The organism is Paenibacillus sp. FSL R5-0912, assembly GCF_000758605.1.
Classification (GTDB): Bacteria; Bacillota; Bacilli; order Paenibacillales; family Paenibacillaceae; genus Paenibacillus_AQ.
In genome coordinates, this window is the sequence record NZ_CP009282.1 from 2058966 (window position 1) to 2080282 (window position 21317).

The 21317-nt window shown below is 51.6% G+C and carries 15 protein-coding genes, 1 tRNA gene and 2 pseudogenes; 14 read left to right on the plus strand and 4 right to left on the minus strand.

Annotated elements, in window-relative coordinates; all coding sequences use genetic code 11:
- Positions 1-12 precede the first annotated feature (12 nt).
- Complete coding sequence (gene pdxR, locus R50912_RS08670; protein ID WP_042234009.1) at positions 13-1494, plus strand: MocR-like pyridoxine biosynthesis transcription factor PdxR; 1482 nt, start codon at positions 13-15, stop codon at positions 1492-1494.
- A gap of 50 nt (positions 1495-1544) precedes the next feature.
- On the opposite strand, the gene R50912_RS08675 is transcribed toward pdxR, so the two are convergent.
- Positions 1545-1621: transfer RNA gene (locus tag R50912_RS08675), tRNA-Pro, on the minus strand.
- 513 nt (positions 1622-2134) lie between these two features.
- Between R50912_RS08675 and alaS the strand changes: the two genes are divergently transcribed.
- The 11 genes from alaS to R50912_RS08730 all read left to right on the plus strand — a co-directional run bounded on the left by alaS (position 2135) and on the right by R50912_RS08730 (position 15475).
- Complete coding sequence (gene alaS / locus R50912_RS08680; protein ID WP_042234012.1) at positions 2135-4768, plus strand: alanine--tRNA ligase; 2634 nt, start codon at positions 2135-2137, stop codon at positions 4766-4768.
- Between the two features lie 319 nt (positions 4769-5087).
- Complete coding sequence (locus R50912_RS08685; protein WP_036696603.1) at positions 5088-5363, plus strand: IreB family regulatory phosphoprotein; 276 nt, start codon at positions 5088-5090, stop codon at positions 5361-5363.
- Positions 5363-5779: a Holliday junction resolvase RuvX gene (gene ruvX / locus R50912_RS08690; RefSeq protein ID WP_042140895.1), complete on the plus strand. Its 417-nt coding sequence runs from the start codon at positions 5363-5365 to the stop codon at positions 5777-5779. Before R50912_RS08685 ends, ruvX begins: the two co-directional genes overlap by 1 nt.
- Positions 5780-5792: 13 nt before the next feature.
- Entirely contained in the window at positions 5793-6101 is a 309-nt protein-coding gene (locus R50912_RS08695; protein WP_036696606.1) for a DUF1292 domain-containing protein, read from the plus strand.
- Positions 6094-6402, plus strand: coding sequence for a DUF1292 domain-containing protein (locus R50912_RS08700; RefSeq protein ID WP_039295631.1), 309 nt, complete (start codon positions 6094-6096; stop codon positions 6400-6402). The genes R50912_RS08695 and R50912_RS08700 overlap by 8 nt, the downstream gene beginning before the upstream one ends.
- A 134-nt stretch (positions 6403-6536) precedes the next feature.
- Positions 6537-7583: an endolytic transglycosylase MltG gene (gene mltG / locus R50912_RS08705; protein ID WP_197073055.1), complete on the plus strand. Its 1047-nt coding sequence runs from the start codon at positions 6537-6539 to the stop codon at positions 7581-7583.
- A 48-nt stretch (positions 7584-7631) separates the two neighbouring features.
- Positions 7632-8564: a peptidase U32 family protein gene (locus R50912_RS08710; protein ID WP_042234014.1), complete on the plus strand. Its 933-nt coding sequence runs from the start codon at positions 7632-7634 to the stop codon at positions 8562-8564.
- 260 nt (positions 8565-8824) lie between these two features.
- Positions 8825-10147, plus strand: a complete 1323-nt coding sequence (locus R50912_RS08715; protein WP_042234016.1) for a peptidase U32 family protein — start codon at positions 8825-8827, stop codon at positions 10145-10147.
- 649 nt (positions 10148-10796) lie between these two features.
- On the plus strand, positions 10797-12995 hold the full coding sequence (locus R50912_RS08720; protein WP_231637806.1) for a methyl-accepting chemotaxis protein: 2199 nt from the start codon (positions 10797-10799) through the stop codon (positions 12993-12995).
- A gap of 226 nt (positions 12996-13221) precedes the next feature.
- Complete coding sequence (locus tag R50912_RS08725; protein WP_042234020.1) at positions 13222-14286, plus strand: LacI family DNA-binding transcriptional regulator; 1065 nt, start codon at positions 13222-13224, stop codon at positions 14284-14286.
- 226 nt (positions 14287-14512) lie between these two features.
- Positions 14513-15475 (plus strand): alpha/beta fold hydrolase, encoded by a 963-nt coding sequence (locus tag R50912_RS08730; protein WP_231637807.1) that lies wholly within the window; start codon positions 14513-14515, stop codon positions 15473-15475.
- Between the two features lie 125 nt (positions 15476-15600).
- On the opposite strand, the gene R50912_RS08735 is transcribed toward R50912_RS08730, so the two are convergent.
- From R50912_RS08735 to R50912_RS33835, 3 genes and pseudogenes are all read right to left on the minus strand, one after another.
- On the minus strand, positions 15601-16773 hold the full coding sequence (locus R50912_RS08735; protein ID WP_042234024.1) for a glycoside hydrolase family 130 protein: 1173 nt from the start codon (positions 16771-16773) through the stop codon (positions 15601-15603).
- On the minus strand, positions 16773-17987 hold the full coding sequence (locus tag R50912_RS08740) for an AGE family epimerase/isomerase (protein WP_042234026.1): 1215 nt from the start codon (positions 17985-17987) through the stop codon (positions 16773-16775). Before R50912_RS08740 ends, R50912_RS08735 begins: the two co-directional genes overlap by 1 nt.
- A 45-nt stretch (positions 17988-18032) precedes the next feature.
- Positions 18033-18718, minus strand: a pseudogene (locus R50912_RS33835) (glycoside hydrolase family 113).
- 100 nt (positions 18719-18818) lie between these two features.
- Here R50912_RS33835 and R50912_RS08750 point away from each other — a divergent pair.
- Together R50912_RS08750 and R50912_RS08755 are read left to right on the plus strand one after the other, a co-directional pair.
- Positions 18819-19079: pseudogene (locus tag R50912_RS08750) on the plus strand (glycoside hydrolase family 130 protein); the annotation flags it as partial.
- A 140-nt stretch (positions 19080-19219) separates the two neighbouring features.
- Positions 19220-21283, plus strand: coding sequence for a methyl-accepting chemotaxis protein (locus R50912_RS08755; protein ID WP_156123030.1), 2064 nt, complete (start codon positions 19220-19222; stop codon positions 21281-21283).
- Positions 21284-21317: the final 34 nt, after the last annotated feature.

A 21317-nucleotide genomic window follows, 5' to 3' on the forward strand; every position in this document is an offset into this window, starting at 1 on the left:
AGGGGGATATACTTGGGATCTGAATTGTTAATTACAATAGATAAGACTTTGGATACATCCTTATCCAGACAGGTGTTTGAGCAAATCTTGCAGGCAATCCACAGCGGGTGCTTGCGAGCCGGAGACCAGCTTCCCGCCACGCGATTGTTGTCAGAGCAGATTCTGGTTTCCCGCAGTGTCATTCTTCAATCCTATGAGCAGCTACGGGCGGAAGGTTATCTGGAGATGAGGAGAGGAGCGGGAACGTTTGTTGCCGTCAACGCAGCGGGCGCAGATACAGACCCCGGCAGTATGACGGGCAATTATTGCGCTGTGTCGACCAAAGCACCGAAATTCGTATCGGCTCTTCCCTCACCGTCAACGGTTCCTTATGATTTCCGTCATGGTGTGCCAGCTTGGGATATGTTTCCGATGGACCGGTGGCAGCGTGCCTTGACGGAGGTCTGCCGGAGGGCCACGCCTGATATGCTTACATACGGACCGGCAGAAGGCACCCTGGCACTTCGGGAGGAGATTGCCAGGCTAGTTCGTTCTACCCGCTCCATTCCGGCGCTTCCGGAGCAAATTGTGATTACGACAGGGGCTACGCAAGCTCTGGATATTCTCGCCAGGCTTTGCCTGAGTAAAGGAGATCAGGTGCTGGTTGAAGACCCAACCCATAACGTGCTCAGGGAAATATTCAGCTACTCAGGGGGTGAAGTGATTCCCGTACGGGTTGATCAGGAAGGAATATGTGTTCAGGAGATGGATGAATGTCTAGCGCTTCACAGTAAAAGACAGTCAACAACCCCCAAGCTGATCTATGTAACCCCTTCGCATCAGTTTCCGGTGGGGGTGACGATGTCATTTAACCGGAGAATTCAGCTTCTGGAGTGGGCAAGAAGGTCTGGAGCACTCATTATTGAAGACGATTATGACAGTGAATACCGGTATGTAGGGCAGAAGGTATCTGCACTCGCAGGGCTGGATAACTCTGGACGGGTCGTATATGTGGGAAGCTTCAGCAAAATTCTGTTTCCTGCACTGCGGATTGGCTATACCATTCTTCCACCTTCCTTGATAAAGCCCTTTCTGGCAATCAAATGGATTACGGATCGGATGACCCCTACGCTGGAGCAGGAAGCGCTTGCGGATTTCATCCAGTCAGGACAATATGCCAAGCATGTAAGCCGAATGGGGAAATTATATGCTACCCGCCGCTCCTGTCTGGTAAATGCGCTGCAACATGAGTTTGGCAGCCGGGTCAAGGTTTTCGGAGACGAAGCTGGATTACATCTGCTCATTGAGCTGGATACAATGGTGAATGAGCAGTGGATTGCCGCGAAGGCTCTAGGGCTTGGAGTGAAGATATATCCGGCATCCGATTACTTTCTTGAGCATATGCCTCAGAAGCCTACATTTATTCTGGGATATTCGAATTTATCCGAGAATCAGATCAGAATGGGCATCAAGAAGGTGGCACTTGCCGAGAAAGAATGCCGGGAAGGACCCTGATATTCGTGCAAAAAACCCCTTGACAATCAAGGGGGCTGGCAGATTAGTTATGGTCGAGACGACAGGATTCGAACCTGCGGCCTCTTACTCCCGAAGCAAGCGCTCTACCAAGCTGAGCTACGTCTCGACGTACTGAACAAATTGAATTATACGCCTGTATGTAAGCGCTGTAAATATTCTTTTTGGCACAGCTTACCGGCCCCGCTCAGGCAATTTTCCTGCCCGAGATTGACAGATATCAGGCCGCTGGCTATACTTGAAATGTTAAAATGTAAATCGGATAAAACGTTGATGAAAACAAGTACGCCGGAGAATGGCTCCATCAGAGAACAGGTTCCTTTGCGGATTCCCCGCAATTGGCTGTGAGAACCTTGAAGGCAGGCCGGCAGAAAGCTAGTTTCGGAGTGCGGGGATAATCCCGCCGGGGGGCACCCGTTAACAGCCGCACAAGGCGATCGTCTGCAATAGTCCGTGTTCTCACGGAACAAGACGATAACCAGGGTGGTACCGCGATAATCATCGTCCCTGAATCTAATTCAGGGGCGTTTTTTGTTTTTGATTTTTCGGGTAACTTTTTGGGGCAACAATGAGTTTTCCGGCCAAAGTGCCGCATTAAATGATGAGACGGGAGCTGTACATGATGAAAGCAAGTGAAATCCGTTCCAAATGGCTGCAGTTTTTTGAGAGTAAAGGTCACCGCATTGAGCCGAGCGCCTCGCTCGTGCCCCACAACGATCCATCGCTGCTATGGATTAACGCAGGCATGGCGCCGCTGAAGGCTTACTTCGACGGCCGGGAGATTCCTGAGAATCCCCGCCTGACCAACTCACAGAAATGTATCCGTACCAATGATATTGAGAACGTAGGCAAGACGCGCCGTCACCACACGTTCTTCGAGATGCTGGGTAACTTCTCCATCGGCGATTACTTCAAGGAAGAAGCGATTACCTGGGCTTGGGAATTCCTTACCGGCAAGGAATGGATCGGCTTTGATGGCGACCGGATTTCCGTTACCGTGTATGCAGAGGACGAAGAAGCGTTCAAGCTGTGGAATGAAAAAGTCGGTCTGCCTGCAGAACGCATCATCAAGCTGGGCGACGAGAACTTCTGGGACATCGGTGAAGGACCTTGCGGCCCTTGCTCGGAGATCTTCTATGACCGCGGCGAGGCTTACGGCAGTGATATGAGTGATCCTGAGATGTATCCGGGCGGCGAGAATGAACGCTGGCTGGAAGTGTGGAACCTCGTGTTCTCGCAGTTCAATCATAACAAGGACGGCAGCTACACACCGCTTCCTAACAAGAATATTGATACCGGCGCAGGTCTGGAGCGCTTCGCTTCTATTCTGCAGGATGTGGACTCCAACTTCGACACCGACCTGTTCCAGCCGATTATCCAGAAGACTGCCGGTCTTGCCGGTGTAACCTACAAGGATAATGTTGAACAGGATATTGCGCTCAAAGTCATTGCCGACCATGTGCGTACCGTTACTTTTGCGGTAGGTGACGGCGTGCTTCCTTCCAATGAAGGACGCGGCTACATCATCCGCCGTCTGCTCCGCCGTGCAGTCCGTTACGGCAAGACACTTGGACTTGATCGTCCGTTCCTGCACGAGCTGACGGAGACGGTTGGCGAAGTTATGGGTGTATACTATCCTTCCGTAGTGGAGAACCGTGAATATATTGCCAAAATCATCCGCCTGGAAGAAGAACGGTTCCACGAAACATTGTCCGATGGTCTTGCTATCTTGGGCGAGATCAGTGCCAAAGCAAAGGCTGACGGCCTAAGTGCTATTGCAGGTGCTGATGCGTTCAAGCTCTATGACACTTACGGATTCCCGTTCGACCTGACAGAGGACTTCGCTTCCGAGCAGGGGCTTACGGTAGACCGTGAAGGCTTCGATACTGCGATGCAGGAGCAGCGTGACCGCGCCAGAGCAGCCCGCCAGGACAGCGCCAGCATGAAGATCCAGGGCGGAGCACTTGCCGAGCTGACGGTTAAAAGTGAATTTGTTGGATATAATGACACGGTAACCGAGTCTAAAGTGCTGGCGATTGTAGTTGACGGCGCACTTGCTGATGTCGTCAGTGAAGGCGCCCAGTGCCAGGTTATCCTTGAAACGACTCCATTCTACGCTGAAAGCGGCGGTCAGGTGAGCGATACCGGACTTTTGACCGGCGGCTCTGTGACTGCCAAGGTTACCGGACTCTTCAAAGCTCCGCATGGCCAGCATGTGCATCTGGTTACTGTCGAAGCCGGGGACCTGAAGGTTGGAGATACAGTCCGTGCGGAAGTGAACCGTGCCGAGCGTGAGGATATCGTGAAGAACCATACGGCAACCCACCTGCTGCATAAAGCGCTGAAGGAAGTGCTTGGCGGCCATGTCAACCAGGCAGGTTCTTTAGTAGAAGGCTCACGCCTGCGCTTTGACTTCTCGCATTTCGGAGCCATCACTCCGGAGGAGCTCAGCGATATCGAACAACGCGTGAACGCCCAGATCTGGCGCGGCCTCGATGTTGTCATTGAGAACAAGCCGATTGATGAAGCCAAAGCTATGGGAGCGATGGCCCTCTTCGGTGAGAAATACGGCAATATCGTCCGTGTCGTGCAGGTCGGCGACTACAGCCTGGAGCTGTGCGGCGGATGCCACGTAGCCAATACATCGCAGATCGGAATCTTCAAGCTGCTCAGCGAGAGCGGCATTGGTTCCGGTGTGCGCCGGATCGAAGCGGTGACCGGCCGCTACGCCTACCAGTTCACGGAGAGCCAGCTGGATCTGCTGAAGCAATCGGCAGCACTGCTGAAGTCCTCGCTGACGGATGTGCCTAAGCGGATCGAAGCCCTGCATGCCCAGGTTCGTGAGCTGGGCCGCGAGAACGAATCGCTGCAGTCCAAGCTGAGCGCAACCTTTGCAGCTGAGCTGACCAGCAGTGTGATTACAGTAGGCGGTGGCACGCAGCTGTTGGCAGTATCCGTGCAAGCCGGCAATATTGATGCTCTGCGCTCGACTGCAGACGAACTGAAATCCAAGCTTCCGGATGCCGTACTGGTGCTCGGCGCAGTAATGGATGACAAGGTGAATTTTGTGGTTGCTGTGCCGCAGGACCTGGTGAAGAAAGGCTTCCACGCCGGCAAGCTGGTCAAAGAAATCGCTGCGGTCTGCGGCGGTGGCGGCGGCGGACGTCCGGACATGGCACAGGCTGGCGGCAAGGATGCCTCCAAGCTGGGCGAAGCCCTGAAGAAGGCCGAAGAGCTTGTAGCTGCATTGGCTTAACGGATTGCCTGAAATAGCTGAGAAATTCCCCGGATAAAGATACAGCGGTACTGAGGGCAACATATCAGTACCGCTGCTTTATTCACAAAATGTATAATTTTTGGGGTTATTCATTATTGACCCGGGGCTTGCAATAGCTTAAAACCCAAAAAAACATCTATTTTTGTAGATAAAATACCAAAAAAAGCGCTTTTACAGTGGCAGGATTTCCTCGTTGGGCCATGAATATGTTATGATGAAGGCAGCAAGTAAGCTGTACAGCAGCAACTTTGCGAAGCCGCCCGAATCGGGGTGATTTTGCAGAAGGAAGGTGTCACAAATGGACTCCATGGACAAAACGGTCAAATTCAATGTGAAGGGCGACGAAAAGGAAGCTTCTCCCCAGGAAATTTTACTCGCCGTGTACGACGCGCTGGTGGAGAAGGAATATCATCCGATCAACCAGATCGTAGGGTATCTACTTTCCGGAGATCCGGCTTACATTCCGCGCCACAACAATGCGAGAAGTTTGGTCCGGAGAAAAGAACGTGATGAGCTGATTGAGGAACTGGTCCGGTTCTATCTGGCCAATCATCGGGTGGACCAGCCGAAATGATGAAGAAGCTGGGACTGGATTACGGCGACCGCAGAATCGGTGTCGCCACAAGCGATATTTTCGGGTGGACAGCGCAGGCTTTGGAGACTATTGAGCGGCGCGGAAACGGCAACGAATTCGACCGTATCCGTGAACTGGTCAAGGAGTACGAAATCGGTGAGATTGTCGTTGGGCTGCCGAAGAATATGAACGGCTCAGTAGGACCCCGTGGTGAAATTTGCATCGAATTCGCAGACCAGCTGCGGGAGCAACTTGATTTACCCGTACACCTTTGGGATGAGCGTCTGACGACGGTATCTGCTGAGCGGGTGCTGATTGAAGGGGACGTCAGTCGGAAGAAACGCAAGGGGATTGTGGACAAAATGGCCGCAGCCCTGATATTGCAAAATTTTTTGGATGCTAACAGTAAAAGGTGAGGGGTGTGCGGATATGACAAACGAGCAGATCGGCCAAGAAGAAGAACCGGAAATTATCTATATTCCTGATGAGGAAGGTAATGAAGAGGAATTTGAGGTCATCATGAAGTTTGAAGTCGACGGATCGGATGCGAAGTATATGATGGTGGTTCCACTTGATTCTGAGGATGAAGAGACTGATGAAGTCTATGCGTTCCGTTACGAAGAAGACGGCGACGACTTGCAGCTGTTCATGATTGAGAATGACGAGGAATGGGCGATTGTAGAAGAAACCTTCAATACTTTGGTAGACGAGCTGGATGGAGGAGCGGAGAATGACTGATTTTTCCGCTGATCAAGCGGTATGGACTTCGAAGCTTAAAGAGGTATACGGAGAAACAGTAGAACTGGAAGATGAGCAGGGCAAGTCTTCCGTTTACGATATTATTGCTGAATTTGCTGTCGGTGATCGTGCTTATGCTGTTTTGGCCGGTTCTGGAAGAGCTGCGGAGCAGGAAATTCTGCGGATCGTGGTTTCTCCTGACGGGCTTCCTGAACTGGAGAGCATTATGGACGATGAAGAGTGGGAGGATGTTTCCGAGCTGTACGATGAGCTTACCTTCCCGGCTGAAGACACCGAATAATCCAATAGCATTAGCACGGAAGAGGGCGGATTTTTTTCCGCGCTCTTTTTGCTTGGAATGCAGGAAAATAAAAATATGTTGAATTTAAGACAATACAATTTTATACTTTATAGTCGGAAAGTGAGGCGTAACATTTGAAAGCCGTGATCCGCACTGTGCTCATTATAATCCTTGTCCTTGCAGCTGCTGCAGGGGGAGGAGCATGGTATATCTGGAATGGAATGCAGCCGGTAGAGCCCGCAGGGCCGGCCGTGACGGTTACAATAGAGAAGGGTATGGGAAGCTCACAAATTGCTGACCTGCTGGAAGAGAAGGGAATCATCAAGAACGGATTGTTTTTTAAAGGGTATCTAAAATGGGTCCAGGAAGGCTCCAGCTTCAAGGCAGGAAATTATAACGTGAGCCCGGGGGACTCTTATGATACCTTGATCAGCCGGATGAATGCAGGGGATGTCGTGAAGGAAGATACCGTTGTATTCACGATACCCGAAGGGTACACGGCGACTCAGGTTGCAGATAAGCTGGCTGAAGCGTGGAATCAGAAGGCAGAGGTGTTCCTGCAGTTGATTGATTCAGGTGCGGGCCTTGAGGCAGTAGGAACTTTAGGAATCCCGGAGAATAAGGAGCTGCGGCACCGTCTTGAAGGGTATCTGTTCCCGGAAACCTATGAGCTGGCCAAGGACAGTACTCCGCAGGAGGTCATTGAAGCCATGCTGGAGCAGCTGGTGAAGAAGCTGGACACGATCCCTGAGTGGAAGGCGAAGCTGGCGAACCGTGGGCTTACCTTGCATGAGCTGATGACGGTTGCTTCGCTCGTAGAGCGTGAGGTGGTAGTGAACGAGGAACGACCGCTGGTCGCCGGTATCATTTATAACAGACTGGACAAGGGCCAGAAGCTGGAGATTGATGCTACGGTCCAATATTTACTGGACAAGCAGAAGGAACGGCTCTACGAGAAGGACCTGAAGGTGGACAGCCCTTATAATACGTACAAGCAGGAAGGATTGCCGCCTGGACCAATCAGTAGCCCGGGGCTTGCTTCTATTGAAGCCGCAATGACTCCTGAGGTATCGGAATATTTCTTCTATGTCACCAAGAAGGATGGCTCTCAGGCGCATTTATTTGCCAAGACCTACAAGGAACATTTAGCCAATATCGAAAAAAGCAAACAAAATCAGTAGGAAAAGCGCTACAATAGTATTGATGCAATAGGCACAGGAGGTAACACAATGAATAACAAACCGGAGCTGCTGGCGACAGCAGCCTCGCTGGAAGAAGCGGTAGCTTTGCTTGCGGCAGGCGCAACTGCGCTGCTGATCGGGGATGACCGTTTCGGCATGCGGCTCGCCGGGCATTTCTCGCTGGAAGATACTTCAGCGGCTGTAAAGCTTGCACATGATACAGGCGGTAAGGTGTACGTAAGCATAAACGGGCTGATCTCCAATAAAATGCTGGAAGAACTGCCTGCTTACATCAAAGCCATCGGCGAATTGGGTGTAGACGGGGTCGAATTCGGAGACCCTGCTGTCCTGGCAGCTGTGAAGGCGGAAGCGCCAGGGCTGAAGCTGCACTGGAATGCAGAAATGACCTCTACCAATTACGCCACAGCCAATTATTGGGGCAGTAAGGGAGCTTCGCGGGTCGTTCTGGCACGTGAGCTGAATATGGACGAAATGACCGAAATGGTGCCTCATCTGCAAGTAGAGGCCCAGGTCCAGGTACATGGCATGACGAATATTTATCATTCCAAGCGTAAGCTGGTAGCCAGTTACATGTCTCATCAGGGACGTCCGGGTGATGGTGGCAGTCTGGGCAAGGAGCGCGGGCTTTTCCTGATAGAAGCAGAACGGCCGAATGAGAAATTCCCGATATATGAGGATGAGAATGGAACACATATTATGAGCTCGGACGATATTTGTATCCTTGAGGATCTGCATTTCCTGCTGAAGGCTGGCGTGCACAGCCTGAAGATTGAAGGGCTGCTGAAGCCGGTAGCTTATAACGTTGCCGTAGTTAAGGCTTACCGCCATGCCATTGACTTGTATGCTGCCGATCCCGCCGGATATGCTTACGATGAGGCCTGGATGGATGAGATCCGGGCGCTGCAGGACCCTGAGCGTGAACTGTCGTTCGGCTTCTTCTACAAAGAACAGGTATATTAAAATATATAAAAAGCATTGTCTCAGCTTTTGCAATGGATTGTCTAGGCTACATTATAGTGTAAGCAGCGGAGGGGAAGTTTGAACTGGAGGAGCGTCAGCGTTCGCCTTTGTCGGCGGATTTCACCGCTAAGCGGTATAAATCAAGAAATCTGCAGACAACAGCGACCGGAAGTCCAAACATTCCCCGCAGTTGCGCCTTCACACCAAATGCCGGCCGTTCAATCTTGCAGTAGCTGCGACAATTAGGAGGGAGAACAGGAATGGGAACCATGACCAAGCCCCAATTCAAGGGGAAACGTTATCGTCTGGACAAACCGGAGCTCCTGGCTCCGGCAGGAAACTTAGAGAAATTGAAATTCGCCGTGCATTATGGCGCGGATGCAGTATATATCGGAGGACAGAAATACGGCTTGCGCTCGGGAGCAGATAACTTTACCTTTGAGGAAATGCGCGAGGGTGTTGAATTTGCCAAGAAGTATGGCGCCAAAGTATTCGTAGCGACGAATATCTATGCTCACAATGAAGACATCGCCGGGATTGAAGAATACCTGCGTAACTTATATGAGGCCGGGATTGCGGCCATTATTGTAGCCGATCCGGTAATTGTAGACACCGCGCTCCGCCTTGTACCTGGCCTTGAGGTACATCTTAGCACCCAGCAGTCCACGCTCAACTGGCAGGCAGTATCTTTCTGGAAGCAGGAAGGACTGCCGCGGGTCGTGCTTGGCCGGGAGACCAGCCTAGAGGAGATTGCCGAGATCAAGCAGCATGTGGACATCGAGATCGAGAGCTTCATCCACGGTGCGATGTGCTCCTCGTACTCCGGACGTTGTGTGTTGTCCAATCACTTTACAGACCGCGATTCCAACCGCGGGGGCTGCTGCCAGTCCTGCCGCTGGAAATACGACCTGTTCGAGGATGGCCGTCCGGAAGGAACCTGGGTATCGGAAGAGGACCAGGCAGTGGCGCCTCAGGCATTGCAGCCTGGCGTAACCCAGCTGCCGCTGCATCAGCCGGAGGATAATCCGTTCTCGATGGGTTCGAAGGATTTGTGCATGCTGGAGAGTATTCCTGACCTGATCGAAGCCGGGATTGACAGCTTCAAGATCGAAGGCCGAATGAAGTCGATCCATTATGTGGCAACGGTGGTTAATGCGTACCGCAAAGCGATTGATGCTTATATGGCTGACCCCGAGGGTTATGTGCTGAAGCCAGAATGGCTGGAGGAGCTGCAGAAGGCTGCTAACCGTCCGCTCAATACAGGTTTCTTCTACGATACGCCGGATCATGAGGATCATATTTATGAGCCGGAGGAAAAAGCGGCACCTTATGATTTCGCCGGCCTGGTGCTGGAATATGATGCGGAGAGCGGCATGGCACTTGTCCAGCAGCGCAATAACTTCAAACCGGGCCAGGAAGTGGAATTCTTCGGACCGGATGACACCTTCTTCAAGCAGACCGTCGGCGAGCTGTGGGACGAGGCGGGGAATCCGCTGGATGTTGCCCGTCACCCGCTGCAGCGGGTGCGCATGAAGGTCGACCAGCCTGTAGCTTACTTTGACATGATGCGTAAAAGAAAATAAAGTTATAAGAAAGATTTAAAGGGATGTCCTTCTTCTAGAAGGGCGTCCTTTTTTTGCGTAAATCCCTTGGAATCCGCCGGAAAGCGGGCTGGATCTGAAGAAAGATGAATGTGGAATGAACTTTCCGGCGGCTCCCCGGAGCAGGATACCTCTTACTGAAGCGGACTGAGAATCCGCCATTTTGCCAAATAACTTCCTAATCTGGATGAATCGGACTAAATCCTTTATCTTGTTCTTCTAAGCTTCAAATGAGCTGATTCAGAACAATTAACGGAATCTCAGTCCGGTTGTCGCGAGATTTTGCCTGATTTGGCCGAATAGCGGAATCTCAGTCCTCCTCACAAGCCGATGTGTCCATGAAGCGTCTGCCAAGTTCCGGCTGGAAATAATGCAGCATGTGGGCTTCATACACTCCGGTTTGATTCACCCGTAGGGGGTTTAGTTATAGACCAAAATACTAATGCAGTTCGACAAAAACATAGAAATTTTAAAGAAATTTCTATAAAATACTAAGAAAAATGAGCCTTTGTGCCGATATATACCACAGGTAACGCTTACATACGACGTCTAATCTAATTGGCAGGTGATTGTAATGGGGGCTCCAAATCCGGAGAGCGACAGAGACAAACCGAAAGAGAGAAGGATTAAAGTGGGAAAGAACAGTAAAAAGCCTAAGGTTGTACAAAAGGCTGAGACAGGCCAAACAGGTGATACCCAGACAACAAGTAAAGCGGCAGTTCAAAAACTAACTTTAAAGAACGTCCTGAATGGTTCAGTACGCCAGGTAAAGAGAGTTAACCCGCTGAGATCAGTTGGTGTTAAGCTTTTCCTGATATTCTTATCTTCAATTGTGATTGTTGTGCTGTTCCTGGGGATTCTGTCTTACAACAAAGCCAAGAATACCATTAAGGATAATGTTTCCGAAGCCAACCGGCAGACGATTATCCAAACTTCTGAGAAGCTTGATATTACCTTGAAGCAGTATGAAAATTTGGCACTTCAGCTGTATTTCGATACGCAAATGCAATCGAATCTGAATGAGCTTGCAACTGCTGCGAGCAGTTATGATAAATTTGTGGCTACAGATGCCATCAGCAAGAAGCTCTCCAGCCAGACTACAACAGATTCTAATATCGTAGCGATCTCACTGATTCCTGAGGACCCTGCGATGACGATAATATCGAGCGGGAGCTCCGGTCTTACCATGGACGGCTTAAGAGATCAGGAATGGTACAAGACTGCTGTCAAAAATTCAACCTCGTATGAGCCTTACTATACCTCGGAAGCGAAGTCCGCACAGAACTACTGGTTCCCGACTTCCGTTAAAGGCGATGGCGGCAAGAATATCGCTATGGTCAGATCGCTCAAGAACCTGGGCTCGAATGCAGGTTATGTTGTATTGCTTGAGCTTAAGAGCACTTTGCTTGAAGAAGCCTTCGAGAGCGTGAAGCTTGGGGACGGTTCGCGGATTCAGCTGGTATCACCGGAAGGAATGGTAGTTGCTTCTTCCGTACCGGCAGAGGACGGCAAGGTGTCAGAGCTTAACTTTATTATGGAGAGCAAGAAGAACAGCGAGAGTCAGGAAGCCAAGGATGCGAGCGGCAAACATGTACTGGCTGTGTACAACCCGATGGAGAAGGCAGACTGGAAGCTCGCCGGAGTTGTTCCTACCGGCCAGCTGGTTGAAGCTGCCACTCCGATTCTGTTCACAACATTTATAGCGGCTGGAGCTGCAGCTCTGCTTGCCATTCTGGTTGGCTTCTGGATGGTACAGATGATTGCCAAGCCGCTGGCACGTCTGAAGGATCTTATGGTTCAGGGGGCCAAGGGTGACCTTAGCGTCCGTACAGAGTATGTCTCGAAGGATGAGATCGGAGATCTGTCCGCTTCTTTCAATCTGATGATGGGGCGGATCACCGAACTGGTTGCCCAGACAACGGAAACTGCGCGAGAGGTGCTTGAAACAGCCAATGATCTGGGCGACGCTTCCCGCAAGACTGCGATTTCTGCCAAGGAGATTGCTGCTGCTACAGAAGAGATTGCTGGCGGGGCCGGAAGTCTGGCACAGGAGGCGGAACGCGGCAATGAACTGACGGATCTAATTGCTACGCAGATGCAAAGTGTGATTGCTGCTAATTCCGAGATGGATCAGGCCGCCCGCGGAGTAGGGGAAGCCAGCGGACACGGTGCCAGCCAGCTCGAAGCGCTGCTGGAACAGACGGGCCGCACCGGTGAGATGACAAGCGCACTGGTGGACCGGGTCAACAACCTGAAGGACACGGTATATTCCGTGATTAAGGTACTGGATGTAATGAAGAATATTACCCAGCAGACGAATATCCTGTCTCTAAATGCAACGATTGAAGCGGCAAGAGCGGGTGAAGCAGGCAGAGGGTTCATGGTGGTTGCCGGTGAAGTCCGGCAGCTCGCTGACCAATCCAAGCAGTCTATCGCCCTGGTTGCCGGCATTACAGACAAGATTATGGCTGAAATGGATGAGACAGTAGCAGTGCTGTCAGAAGTGGCCCCGCTGTTCAAGGAACAGATGAGTTCAGTCAAGAGTACCAGTGACATCTTCGTATCGGTGAAGGGACAAATGGAAGACTTCATTACCAGCCTCGAATCGGTCACCGGTGCCATCGACAGCCTGAATCATTCCCAAGGCGTGTTGTCCGATGCCATGAGCAATGTAAGTGCGGTTGCGCAGCAGTCTTCGGCCACCTCTGAAGAAGTTGCTTCCCTCAGCAATGAGCAGCAGAATGTTAGTGATCAGCTCGTATCGCTGTCCGGTAAGCTGCAGAGTGCATCGACACAGCTGGAGAGCAAGCTGTCCCTGTTTAAGATCTAAGCATTCGGCAACGTACAATAACAAATTGAATCGTTCCGGGCATATATATGTTGCATTCCGCCGCTTCTTTCCATCCGGGAAGGAGCGGTTTCTTTATGCTTGTACATCGGTTTGCGACCCCGTATAATAATTTTGTTAGCTAAAAGTTATGATTTCCGAAAAAGTTAGCAACACTGAATAAAGACTCGTTATGTTAAACCGTGAATAGTATCTGGAGGTCTTATATATGGCTAAGAAAGTCACTATGCAAAAAATCGCCGACCATCTCGGCGTTTCCAAGTTTGTCGTGTCCAAATCCCTGTCCGGCAAAGGCGGTGTCAACGAAACTACCCGGGAGAGGGTCATTCAGGCGGCTTCGCAATTAGGTTACTTCACTCAAAAGAATGCCTATGTTCAAAGTATCAAACGCCCTCCGCAGCCTGTGGACAGTGACCGGAACAAACAGTCAGTCCTGGTGCTTATGCCTAATATCCGTTCGCAAACCCAGGATTCCCTATACTGGGGGAAGATTGTTGACGGCATTGCACTTGCGCTGGACCAGGAAGGTCTGGGCATGGTCATAGTCTCTGAGCACCGGACGGATAACTTCGTCAATATTCTCAACCCTAGCGGACTGCTCGGGCTGATTGGCGTGGGCCAGATCTCGACCTCACTGCTGCTGGAGGTGCACCGTATCGGCCTGCCGATGGTGCTGATTGACCATGAAGATCCGCTTATTCCAAGTGATACGGTATTCGCCAATAATACGGATTGCATGACCCGGCTCAGCAATCATCTGATGGGCACGGGACACACGGAGCTGCATTTTATCGGAAATATCCGCTATTCCCGCAGCTTCCGAGACCGCTGGATCGGCTTCCGCAGCGCCCTGGAAGAGAATGGAATGAGGACGCCTGCCGGTGATGATGAAATGCTGCAGCTGGAGGGAATGGATGATGGCACTTTTGATGAGAGCTTTAAGCAATGGATGCACATACGCAAGAAAACCAAAAGTCTGCCAACCGCGCTAGTCTGTGCCAATGATTTCATTGCGCTCACCATTAGTGATCTGCTCAAAGCAGAAGGTTTTGCGATCCCGGGTGATGTTTCGGTAACCGGCTTTGACAATATTGAGGACGCCACACGGGGGGTTCCCCCGCTCACTACTGTACATGTTCCAAAAGAGGCAATGGGCCGGGCGGCTGTAGAGAAGCTGCTGAACCGTATCCATAATCCTGCCGCACCGCTGGAGAAGATCCTGATTGCTGCCGACATTGTCCACCGGGATTCGGTGGCTGGACCAAGAGTATAGTTGGAATTATCAGTGCGTCTGAGCCGCTGTCCGTTATCCGCGCGTTAACTGCTGCTCTGAACACGCCGTTTCCGTTACACTCGATTCGCTACCCGTAGAATGGAGACGCATAAGTAAGCAGCGAAGGTATAATTGTTGTACTAAAATAGGAAATGTCCCGGTTATAGTTTCTCTTTTTGGTCTGAGCACACGCCTATATAATTTGGACATCAGTTAAGAGAAGGGTGTGACGTTACACATGGCCGCGATTCCGCAGAACGAGCAGGCTCTGCACCGGTTCATTTCAATAATCTGTTCACCGCTGTCCATCGTTCAATATGTTCTTACGAAACGTGATGCTCTAACCTACAAGCCCCCTGGAGAAATGATTCCTGTGCGGGATGTCTGCCTTCATGCCCAAGTTATGGGGAAGGGAGACCACACCGTAATTCTGGAAGCGGGTATGGGGGGATCATCCCTGGACTGGTCCATGGTGCAGCCGGAGCTGTCGCAGTATGCCAAGGTAGTCTCATATGACCGGGCAGGCCTGGGGTGGAGCGGGAGCGGCAGCCAGCCGGAAAGTGCAACCTGCAGGAAATACGTCCGCGAGCTCAGGGAACTGCTGAAGGCAATGGACTGCAAGCCTCCCTATATTTTGGTGGGCCACTCCTATGGAGGTATGATTGTGAGATGTTTTGCGGGGGAATATCCGGATGAAGTGGAAGGGCTCCTGCTGGTTGATGCTGTACATGAGAGCCGTTATCTTACGGATGAAATGAGCAACCGCCGAAAACAGCAGCGGGAGGCGAACAGACGGCAATATAAGCTAGGTTATCTGTTCGCGCCTGCGGGGATTCCCCGTTTGCTAAGAAGGCCTGTAGGAGGGCGGAGACTCCCGGCAGCTATCCAAAAAAACGCCTCAAGTCTGGGATACCGTAAGAGTGCTTACCGGGCCGCATATGCGGAACTGCTCTGCGCGGAAGAGAGTGCCCTGCAGCTGAAGGCGGCAGAGCCGCTAAGCAGCAAGCTGCCCATTACAGTGCTTAGCGCGGGCAGTCCGGATGAAGAATGGAAGCTAGGCCAGCAGCGCTTAGCCAGGTTGACCCCAAATGTACAGCATATTACCGAAGAAGATCCCCGGCATTCCATCCCCATACACAGACCGGAGACTGTCGTTAAATACGTCACCGAATTATTGAATACCTTATAGCCAGCGGATCAAACGAATAAAAGGCAGTACCGGCAGATCATTCTGCAGGTACTGCCTTTTTACTGGTAGAGACACTTCATGAGCTCTTCCTTCAGACGGAATTACAGCTGCAATTACAGCTGCAATTACAGCTGGAGATTCCGGTCAATCAGGGCAATGCGCTGCTGGACACAGGCATAAGTGCGGAGCGGATCTTCAGGAGTATTCAGCACATAATCAAGCATTTGCTCTACTGAAGTGGTAGCTACATGAATCCGGGTGTCGGAGGAAGCGTAGTAGATGTAGATGTCTCCGTTGTCCCGGGCGATTACGCCGTTGCAGAATACAACGTTGGATACATCGCCGATGCGTTCTTCACCGTCCGGAGCGATAAAATGTCCGCCGGGAGCATGGGTAACCTTGTTCGGCTCATTCAGATCGGACAGGAATGCGTACAGTACATAACGCAGTCCGGCAGCAGTGTTGCGGACAACATGGGCGATGTGCAGCCAGCCTTGAGGGGTTTTGACCGGTGCCGGGCCCTGGCCGTTTTTCACTTCCTTGATCGTATGATAATAACGCTGATCCATAATGGATTCGCTGGTAATTACAGCATTCTCAATAGTATCGGACAATCCCCAGCCGATGCCGCCGCCGGAGCCTGCATCAATGAACCCGTCCTGCGGGCGGGTGTAGAAAGCATATTTGCCGTCTACGAATTCAGGATGCAGCACTACATTACGCTGCTGGGCAGAGCCGGTCTTGAGGTCAGCCAGACGTTCCCAGGTCTTCAGGTCCTTAGTGCGGGTGATCCCGCACTGGGCGACTGCGCTGGACAGATCACCGTGCGGGGCAGCGGGATCTTTACGCTCAGTGCAGAACAGGCCGTAGATCCAGCCGTCGGCATGTTTCACCAGACGAATATCGTAGACGTTGATATCCGGATCTTCAGTTTCCGGCAGGACAACCGGATGATCCCAGAAGCGGAAGCCGTCTACACCGCTGTCGCTCTCGGCCACAGCGAAGAAGGATTTGCGGTCATTCCCCTCGACACGGGCCACAATGTAGAACTTGCCGTCCAGCTCAATAGCCCCCGGATTAAAGATGCCGTTCACGCCGATCCGTTCAGCGAAATAAGGATTGGTTGCCGGGTTAAAGTCATAACGCCAGATCAGCGGCGCATGCTCTGCAGTGAGCAGCGGGTACCGATAACGGTCATAGGTACCGTTGCCAAAGGGAACCTTCTCATTTTTGCGGGCAATCAGTGATTCATACCGTTCTGTTAACTGCGCCTTGCGTTCTCTGAATAATGTGCTCATTATTTAGTCTCCTTTGAGGTTGTTGTCAATCTTCCGATCATTTCAAAGCAGGCTCTGCTGTTATGATAAGGGCATTTCCAGGCACTGACCTTGGCTGCATGCTCCAGCGGCTGCAGGGATTCATCAACGGCCCAGAACCACTCGCCTAATGTATGATCGACCATGTAGCTGTTAGTGAACGTCCAAGCTGCCTCGGCAGCCTCGCGGAAGCGTGGATCTCCGGATAGCTGGTAGGCATTATAGAAGCCCACGATTGCTTCCGCCTGCGGCCACCAGTCTTTATTCTTATCCAGCAGCCCATTATGATCGGCTTCATTCCAGATTCCGCCGTCAGTGTCAATGCCTTCAGCCAATGTAGCTTCGGCCATGGACAATGCAACTGCCAGCACCCGGTGCAGCAGCTCTTCATCCCCAAGCACTTCAGCCGCTTCAACCAGCAGCCAGCTGCCTTCGATATCGTGGCCGTAGGAGATATGGTCGGACTTGATATTCCACTCTTCATCCAGGAACAGATGGAAATGCTTGCCTTCAGCATCAATGATGTGGAGGAGCATAACCTCAATCAGCTCAGCCAGCCGGACCCGCAGCTCCTCGGATTTCCACACGCGGTACAGGCCGGTGTAGCCTTCAAGCACATGCAGATGGGTGTTCATCGACTTCTTCTCATTCATGTCCTTGCTGCTGAGGCTTAAATTCTCAGTCATCTGCCACTGCTCAGAAAGGGCTTCGATATAACCTTTATTAAGCGGATCATATCCGTGTTGCTCGACTAGACGGAACAGTGCCACAGCCTGATCAAGCGCATCCTGGCGTCCGGTGGCATGATGGAACTCGGCCAGGGCATAGATGGCGAAAGCCTGGCCGTAGATCTGTTTTTTGCGTTCGGAAGGGGCTCCCAGCGCATCAACCATCCAGTAATAGCCGCCGTACTCGGTGTCAGTGAAATATTGAAGCAAATAGGCGTAGGCCCGTTCAGTCATAGTCAGATATTCAGCGTCACCATACATGCGGTAAGCGCTCGCAAACGTCCACAGAATCCGTGCGTTCAGTACCAGGCTTTTTCCGGCCTCCGGATTGGTATTCATCTGGTTGTCAATTTCACCTACAAATCCGCCATGCTGTTCATCCAGGGTATGCTTCATCCAGAAGCTGAGGATATTGTCTTTCAGCTCTGCTTCCATTTCATTCCGCCAAATCAGGGGCGATTTCGTCATGTGGTTGTTCACTCCTAAACAGTAATGGTAGATATTGAAATCCGGCTACAGGGTAGACAAGGATTTCGTCTTGGAACCGTAATACGCTTCGATAATGCCGGCCGCCGGTTTGCCGTACATGCAGTAATCATCGTTGCCCGCAGCTTCGTCCAGCGGATAGAGCTGTGCCGGCCAATCCCACAGCATGAAGGCCCATACCCAGTCCCGCTTCCCGCAGGCGCCGAACATGGCAAGGTAGAACCGGCTTTGCTCTTCAAGATCCGGGCCGCCCTCGAGATTCCAGTCATTCGGGATGGCGGCACTGCCGGTCCGGCTGGACCAGCTCACAGCCGATACAGAACATCTAGAAGCCGCTCTCTTCGGCAAGTACAGCATAATGAAGGATAAAGGCTGTATAGGAACGGAACCACTCTGACCATTTCGGCTCACAGGGAACATCCTTGTCGAAGAAGTTGATATGAGCCCGCCATGTGCCGTCTGCCGTCTGCACAATTCACAATGGGCTTCAGGCAAACCTTCAGTTCAAGTGATTTTGCCTGGCGGATGGCCCAGCGTACCTCTTCATCACTGACCGTAGGTTCCGACCAATAAGGGATTTCTGTAGATTGCGGGGTAGCTTGAAGTGCGCTGAATGCGATGGCGGTCCAATTCGCACCGGTAAACCTCTTCATCAGCTCCATGGAAGACTCCGCTGCATCATTGGCCCAGGAAAAATAATAATTTATTTGTATTTTGTTATTATGTTATTGTTATTTAATGATAACAATAATACAATTAAGTTATAACGCTTTTTATGAATGTTTTCAAGAGGGAATTGCGTGGGAAGCCTGAGACGAGCCGTCGAGAGTCAAATACCGCTCCAAGAACTTCGTACTTACGCCGGAAGAATGGTATGAGGAGAGCGGTTTCGTGAACAATGTGCTCTTCCCGTGCGCGACCTTGAATGATGCCGAAACGGGCCGCATTGCAATCTACTACTGGGCGGCTGACACTTATGTAGGTGTTGCATATACGACAGTGCAGGAAATCATCAACTACATGATCGACACCCATGAAGAGGTTGGCAATGATGCGGATTTGGGTAAAATCTAGATCGAATCTAGGCCGAATAAGGCAGCATTCATCTCATACAACAAAATCACAGCGATAAAGGATCTGATGGTATATTATTAATACTGGCCTTGTGCGGAAATCATTCCCTACAAGAATACAGCAGATCCGGCGGTGATTTTTTGAGCAAGTCAACAGTTCGCGGTAAAAGTATTCTAACTCGGCTGCATCCCTCCAAGTCGCTGGGGGTGCGGCTCTTTCTCGTGTTTTTCGTTGCGACGATGGGAATTGTTCTGTCTTTGGGCTATACATCCTACTCTGTTGCCAAACAAACTATCGAGAACAATGCACTGTCCGCGAATCAGCAGACAGTCGAGCAAACGGCAGAGAAGCTTGATGTGACTCTGCTGCGTTTTGAAGATAATCTGGGACAGCTGTTCTACAACAAGGATATTCAGCAGGCAGTCTCAGAAGAAAGTACTGCTGCCGCAGGCGGGGGTATGGAACATGCCGCTGTGATCAGTGGCGAGTTGAACCATTGGCTCACTGCAGTTACTAATGTGCAAGCGGTTTATTTGATTCCTCTAAATGAAGCTCTGCCTGCCGCGTCAGCGGGGGCTGTGGACAATGAATTCCTGGCGGGTGTCCGCAAAGCTTCGTGGTACAAGCAGCTGCAGGATAAGCCGCAGGGCTTGTGGATTACCGAGGCACTGAAGCAAGGGGAAGCAGAAGGCGTGGTCCATTTCGCCAAATCCGTAGCGGGGGAAGCCGGAAGCTCAGGATACATAGCTGTCTGTGACATCAAGACTACGGAGTTGGCCAGCCAGCTCAGCAAAGTCGATCTGGGGATGGACTCTTATATCCAGCTGCTGACTACCAAAGATGAGATGATTGCCTCTTCCCAGCATGAGGAGACAGACACGTATCTTCGCTTGGGCGGCACCCTGTTCAAGGGACTCAGCGAGAGCACAGGGTCCCTGCCGACCAAAGATGAGAAGGGCAAATCCATTCTTGCCGTGTATGGTACGCTGCAGAGCTCGGGCTGGAGACTGCTGGGCGTTGTCCCTTCCGAGAATCTGATTAAGGATGCGGGACGTATACTTAACACCACCTACATAGCAGTGGCTGCCGCTGCACTCATCGCCATTCTCATTGGCTTCTGGATGGTACGGATGGTCTCGCGGCCGCTGTCGCACCTGCGGGACCTGATGTTCCAAGGGGCAGAAGGTGACCTGCGTGTGCGTACAAAGGTAGTCTCGAATGATGAAATCGGCCAGCTGTCAGGCTCCTTCAACATGATGATGGAACGGATCACAGAGCTGGTCGTGCACACCAATGAAACTGCACGTGAAGTGCTGGAGACAGCAGATGCCCTGGGCAATGCATCCCGCGAGACCGCTGTAGCCGCACAGGATATTGCCGCAGCAACTGAACAGATTGCCGGCGGTGCAGGGAATCTGGCGCTGGAAGCAGACCGCGGAAATGAGATGACCGCCCAGATCTCCGAGCGGATGGATGCGGTGATTGCTGCGGCCCAGGAGATTGGCGGGACCGCACATAGCGTGGAGGCGTCCAGCAGAGAGGGTGTCGTCAAACTGCAGGAGCTGTTGGGCAGAACGCAAGAGACCGGCGATAGGACAGGGAAGCTCGTGATTAAGGTCAATGAACTCAAGGATACCACCTCGTCAGTCATCCGGGTGCTTGAGGTCATGCAGAACATTACCCAGCAGACCAATATTTTATCCCTTAATGCTACTATTGAAGCAGCCCGGGCAGGCGAAGCGGGCAAAGGCTTCACCGTGGTCGCTGATGAAATCCGTCAGCTGGCTGAACAGTCCAAGCGTTCCATTGCAGTAGTGGCTGAGATCACCGACAGAATTATGAATGACATGCATGAGACTGTAGCCGCATTATCCGAGGTGGCACCTTTGTTTGGAGAACAGATGACCTATGTACAGAACACCAGCGAGATCTTCATCAGCGTGCAGGGTCAAATGAATCATCTGATCACCCGGCTGGATTCCGTGTCATCGTCGATAGACGGGTTGAACCACTCGCAGAGAGTGCTGTCCGAGACGATTGGCAATGTCAGCTCGTTTGCGGAAGAATCCTCTGCCACCTCCGAGGAGGTGGCATCCCTCACCGGCGAGCAGGAGAGCGTAAGCGAATATTTGGTCAATCTCTCCGCCAAACTGGAGAATGCCTCATCCAAGCTTAAAGAACGATTGTCTAAATTTAGCGTGTAAGCTGTGAGTGTTAACCGCTTTTCCTTCTGGGGAA

What these genes read in the sequence shown, in the direction of transcription:
- R50912_RS08735 (WP_042234024.1), bottom strand. Translation starts at nt 16,773, where the DNA reads ATGAGCACATTATTCAGAGAACGCAAGGCGCAGTTAACAGAACGGTAT.
- R50912_RS08685 (WP_036696603.1), top strand. Translation starts at nt 5,088, where the DNA reads ATGGACTCCATGGACAAAACGGTCAAATTCAATGTGAAGGGCGACGAA.
- R50912_RS08725 (WP_042234020.1), top strand. Translation starts at nt 13,222, where the DNA reads ATGGCTAAGAAAGTCACTATGCAAAAAATCGCCGACCATCTCGGCGTT.
- R50912_RS08715 (WP_042234016.1), top strand. Translation starts at nt 8,825, where the DNA reads ATGGGAACCATGACCAAGCCCCAATTCAAGGGGAAACGTTATCGTCTG.
- R50912_RS08700 (WP_039295631.1), top strand. Translation starts at nt 6,094, where the DNA reads ATGACTGATTTTTCCGCTGATCAAGCGGTATGGACTTCGAAGCTTAAA.
- R50912_RS08710 (WP_042234014.1), top strand. Translation starts at nt 7,632, where the DNA reads ATGAATAACAAACCGGAGCTGCTGGCGACAGCAGCCTCGCTGGAAGAA.
- R50912_RS08695 (WP_036696606.1), top strand. Translation starts at nt 5,793, where the DNA reads ATGACAAACGAGCAGATCGGCCAAGAAGAAGAACCGGAAATTATCTAT.
- ruvX (WP_042140895.1), top strand. Translation starts at nt 5,363, where the DNA reads ATGAAGAAGCTGGGACTGGATTACGGCGACCGCAGAATCGGTGTCGCC.
- alaS (WP_042234012.1), top strand. Translation starts at nt 2,135, where the DNA reads ATGAAAGCAAGTGAAATCCGTTCCAAATGGCTGCAGTTTTTTGAGAGT.
- R50912_RS08740 (WP_042234026.1), bottom strand. Translation starts at nt 17,987, where the DNA reads ATGACGAAATCGCCCCTGATTTGGCGGAATGAAATGGAAGCAGAGCTG.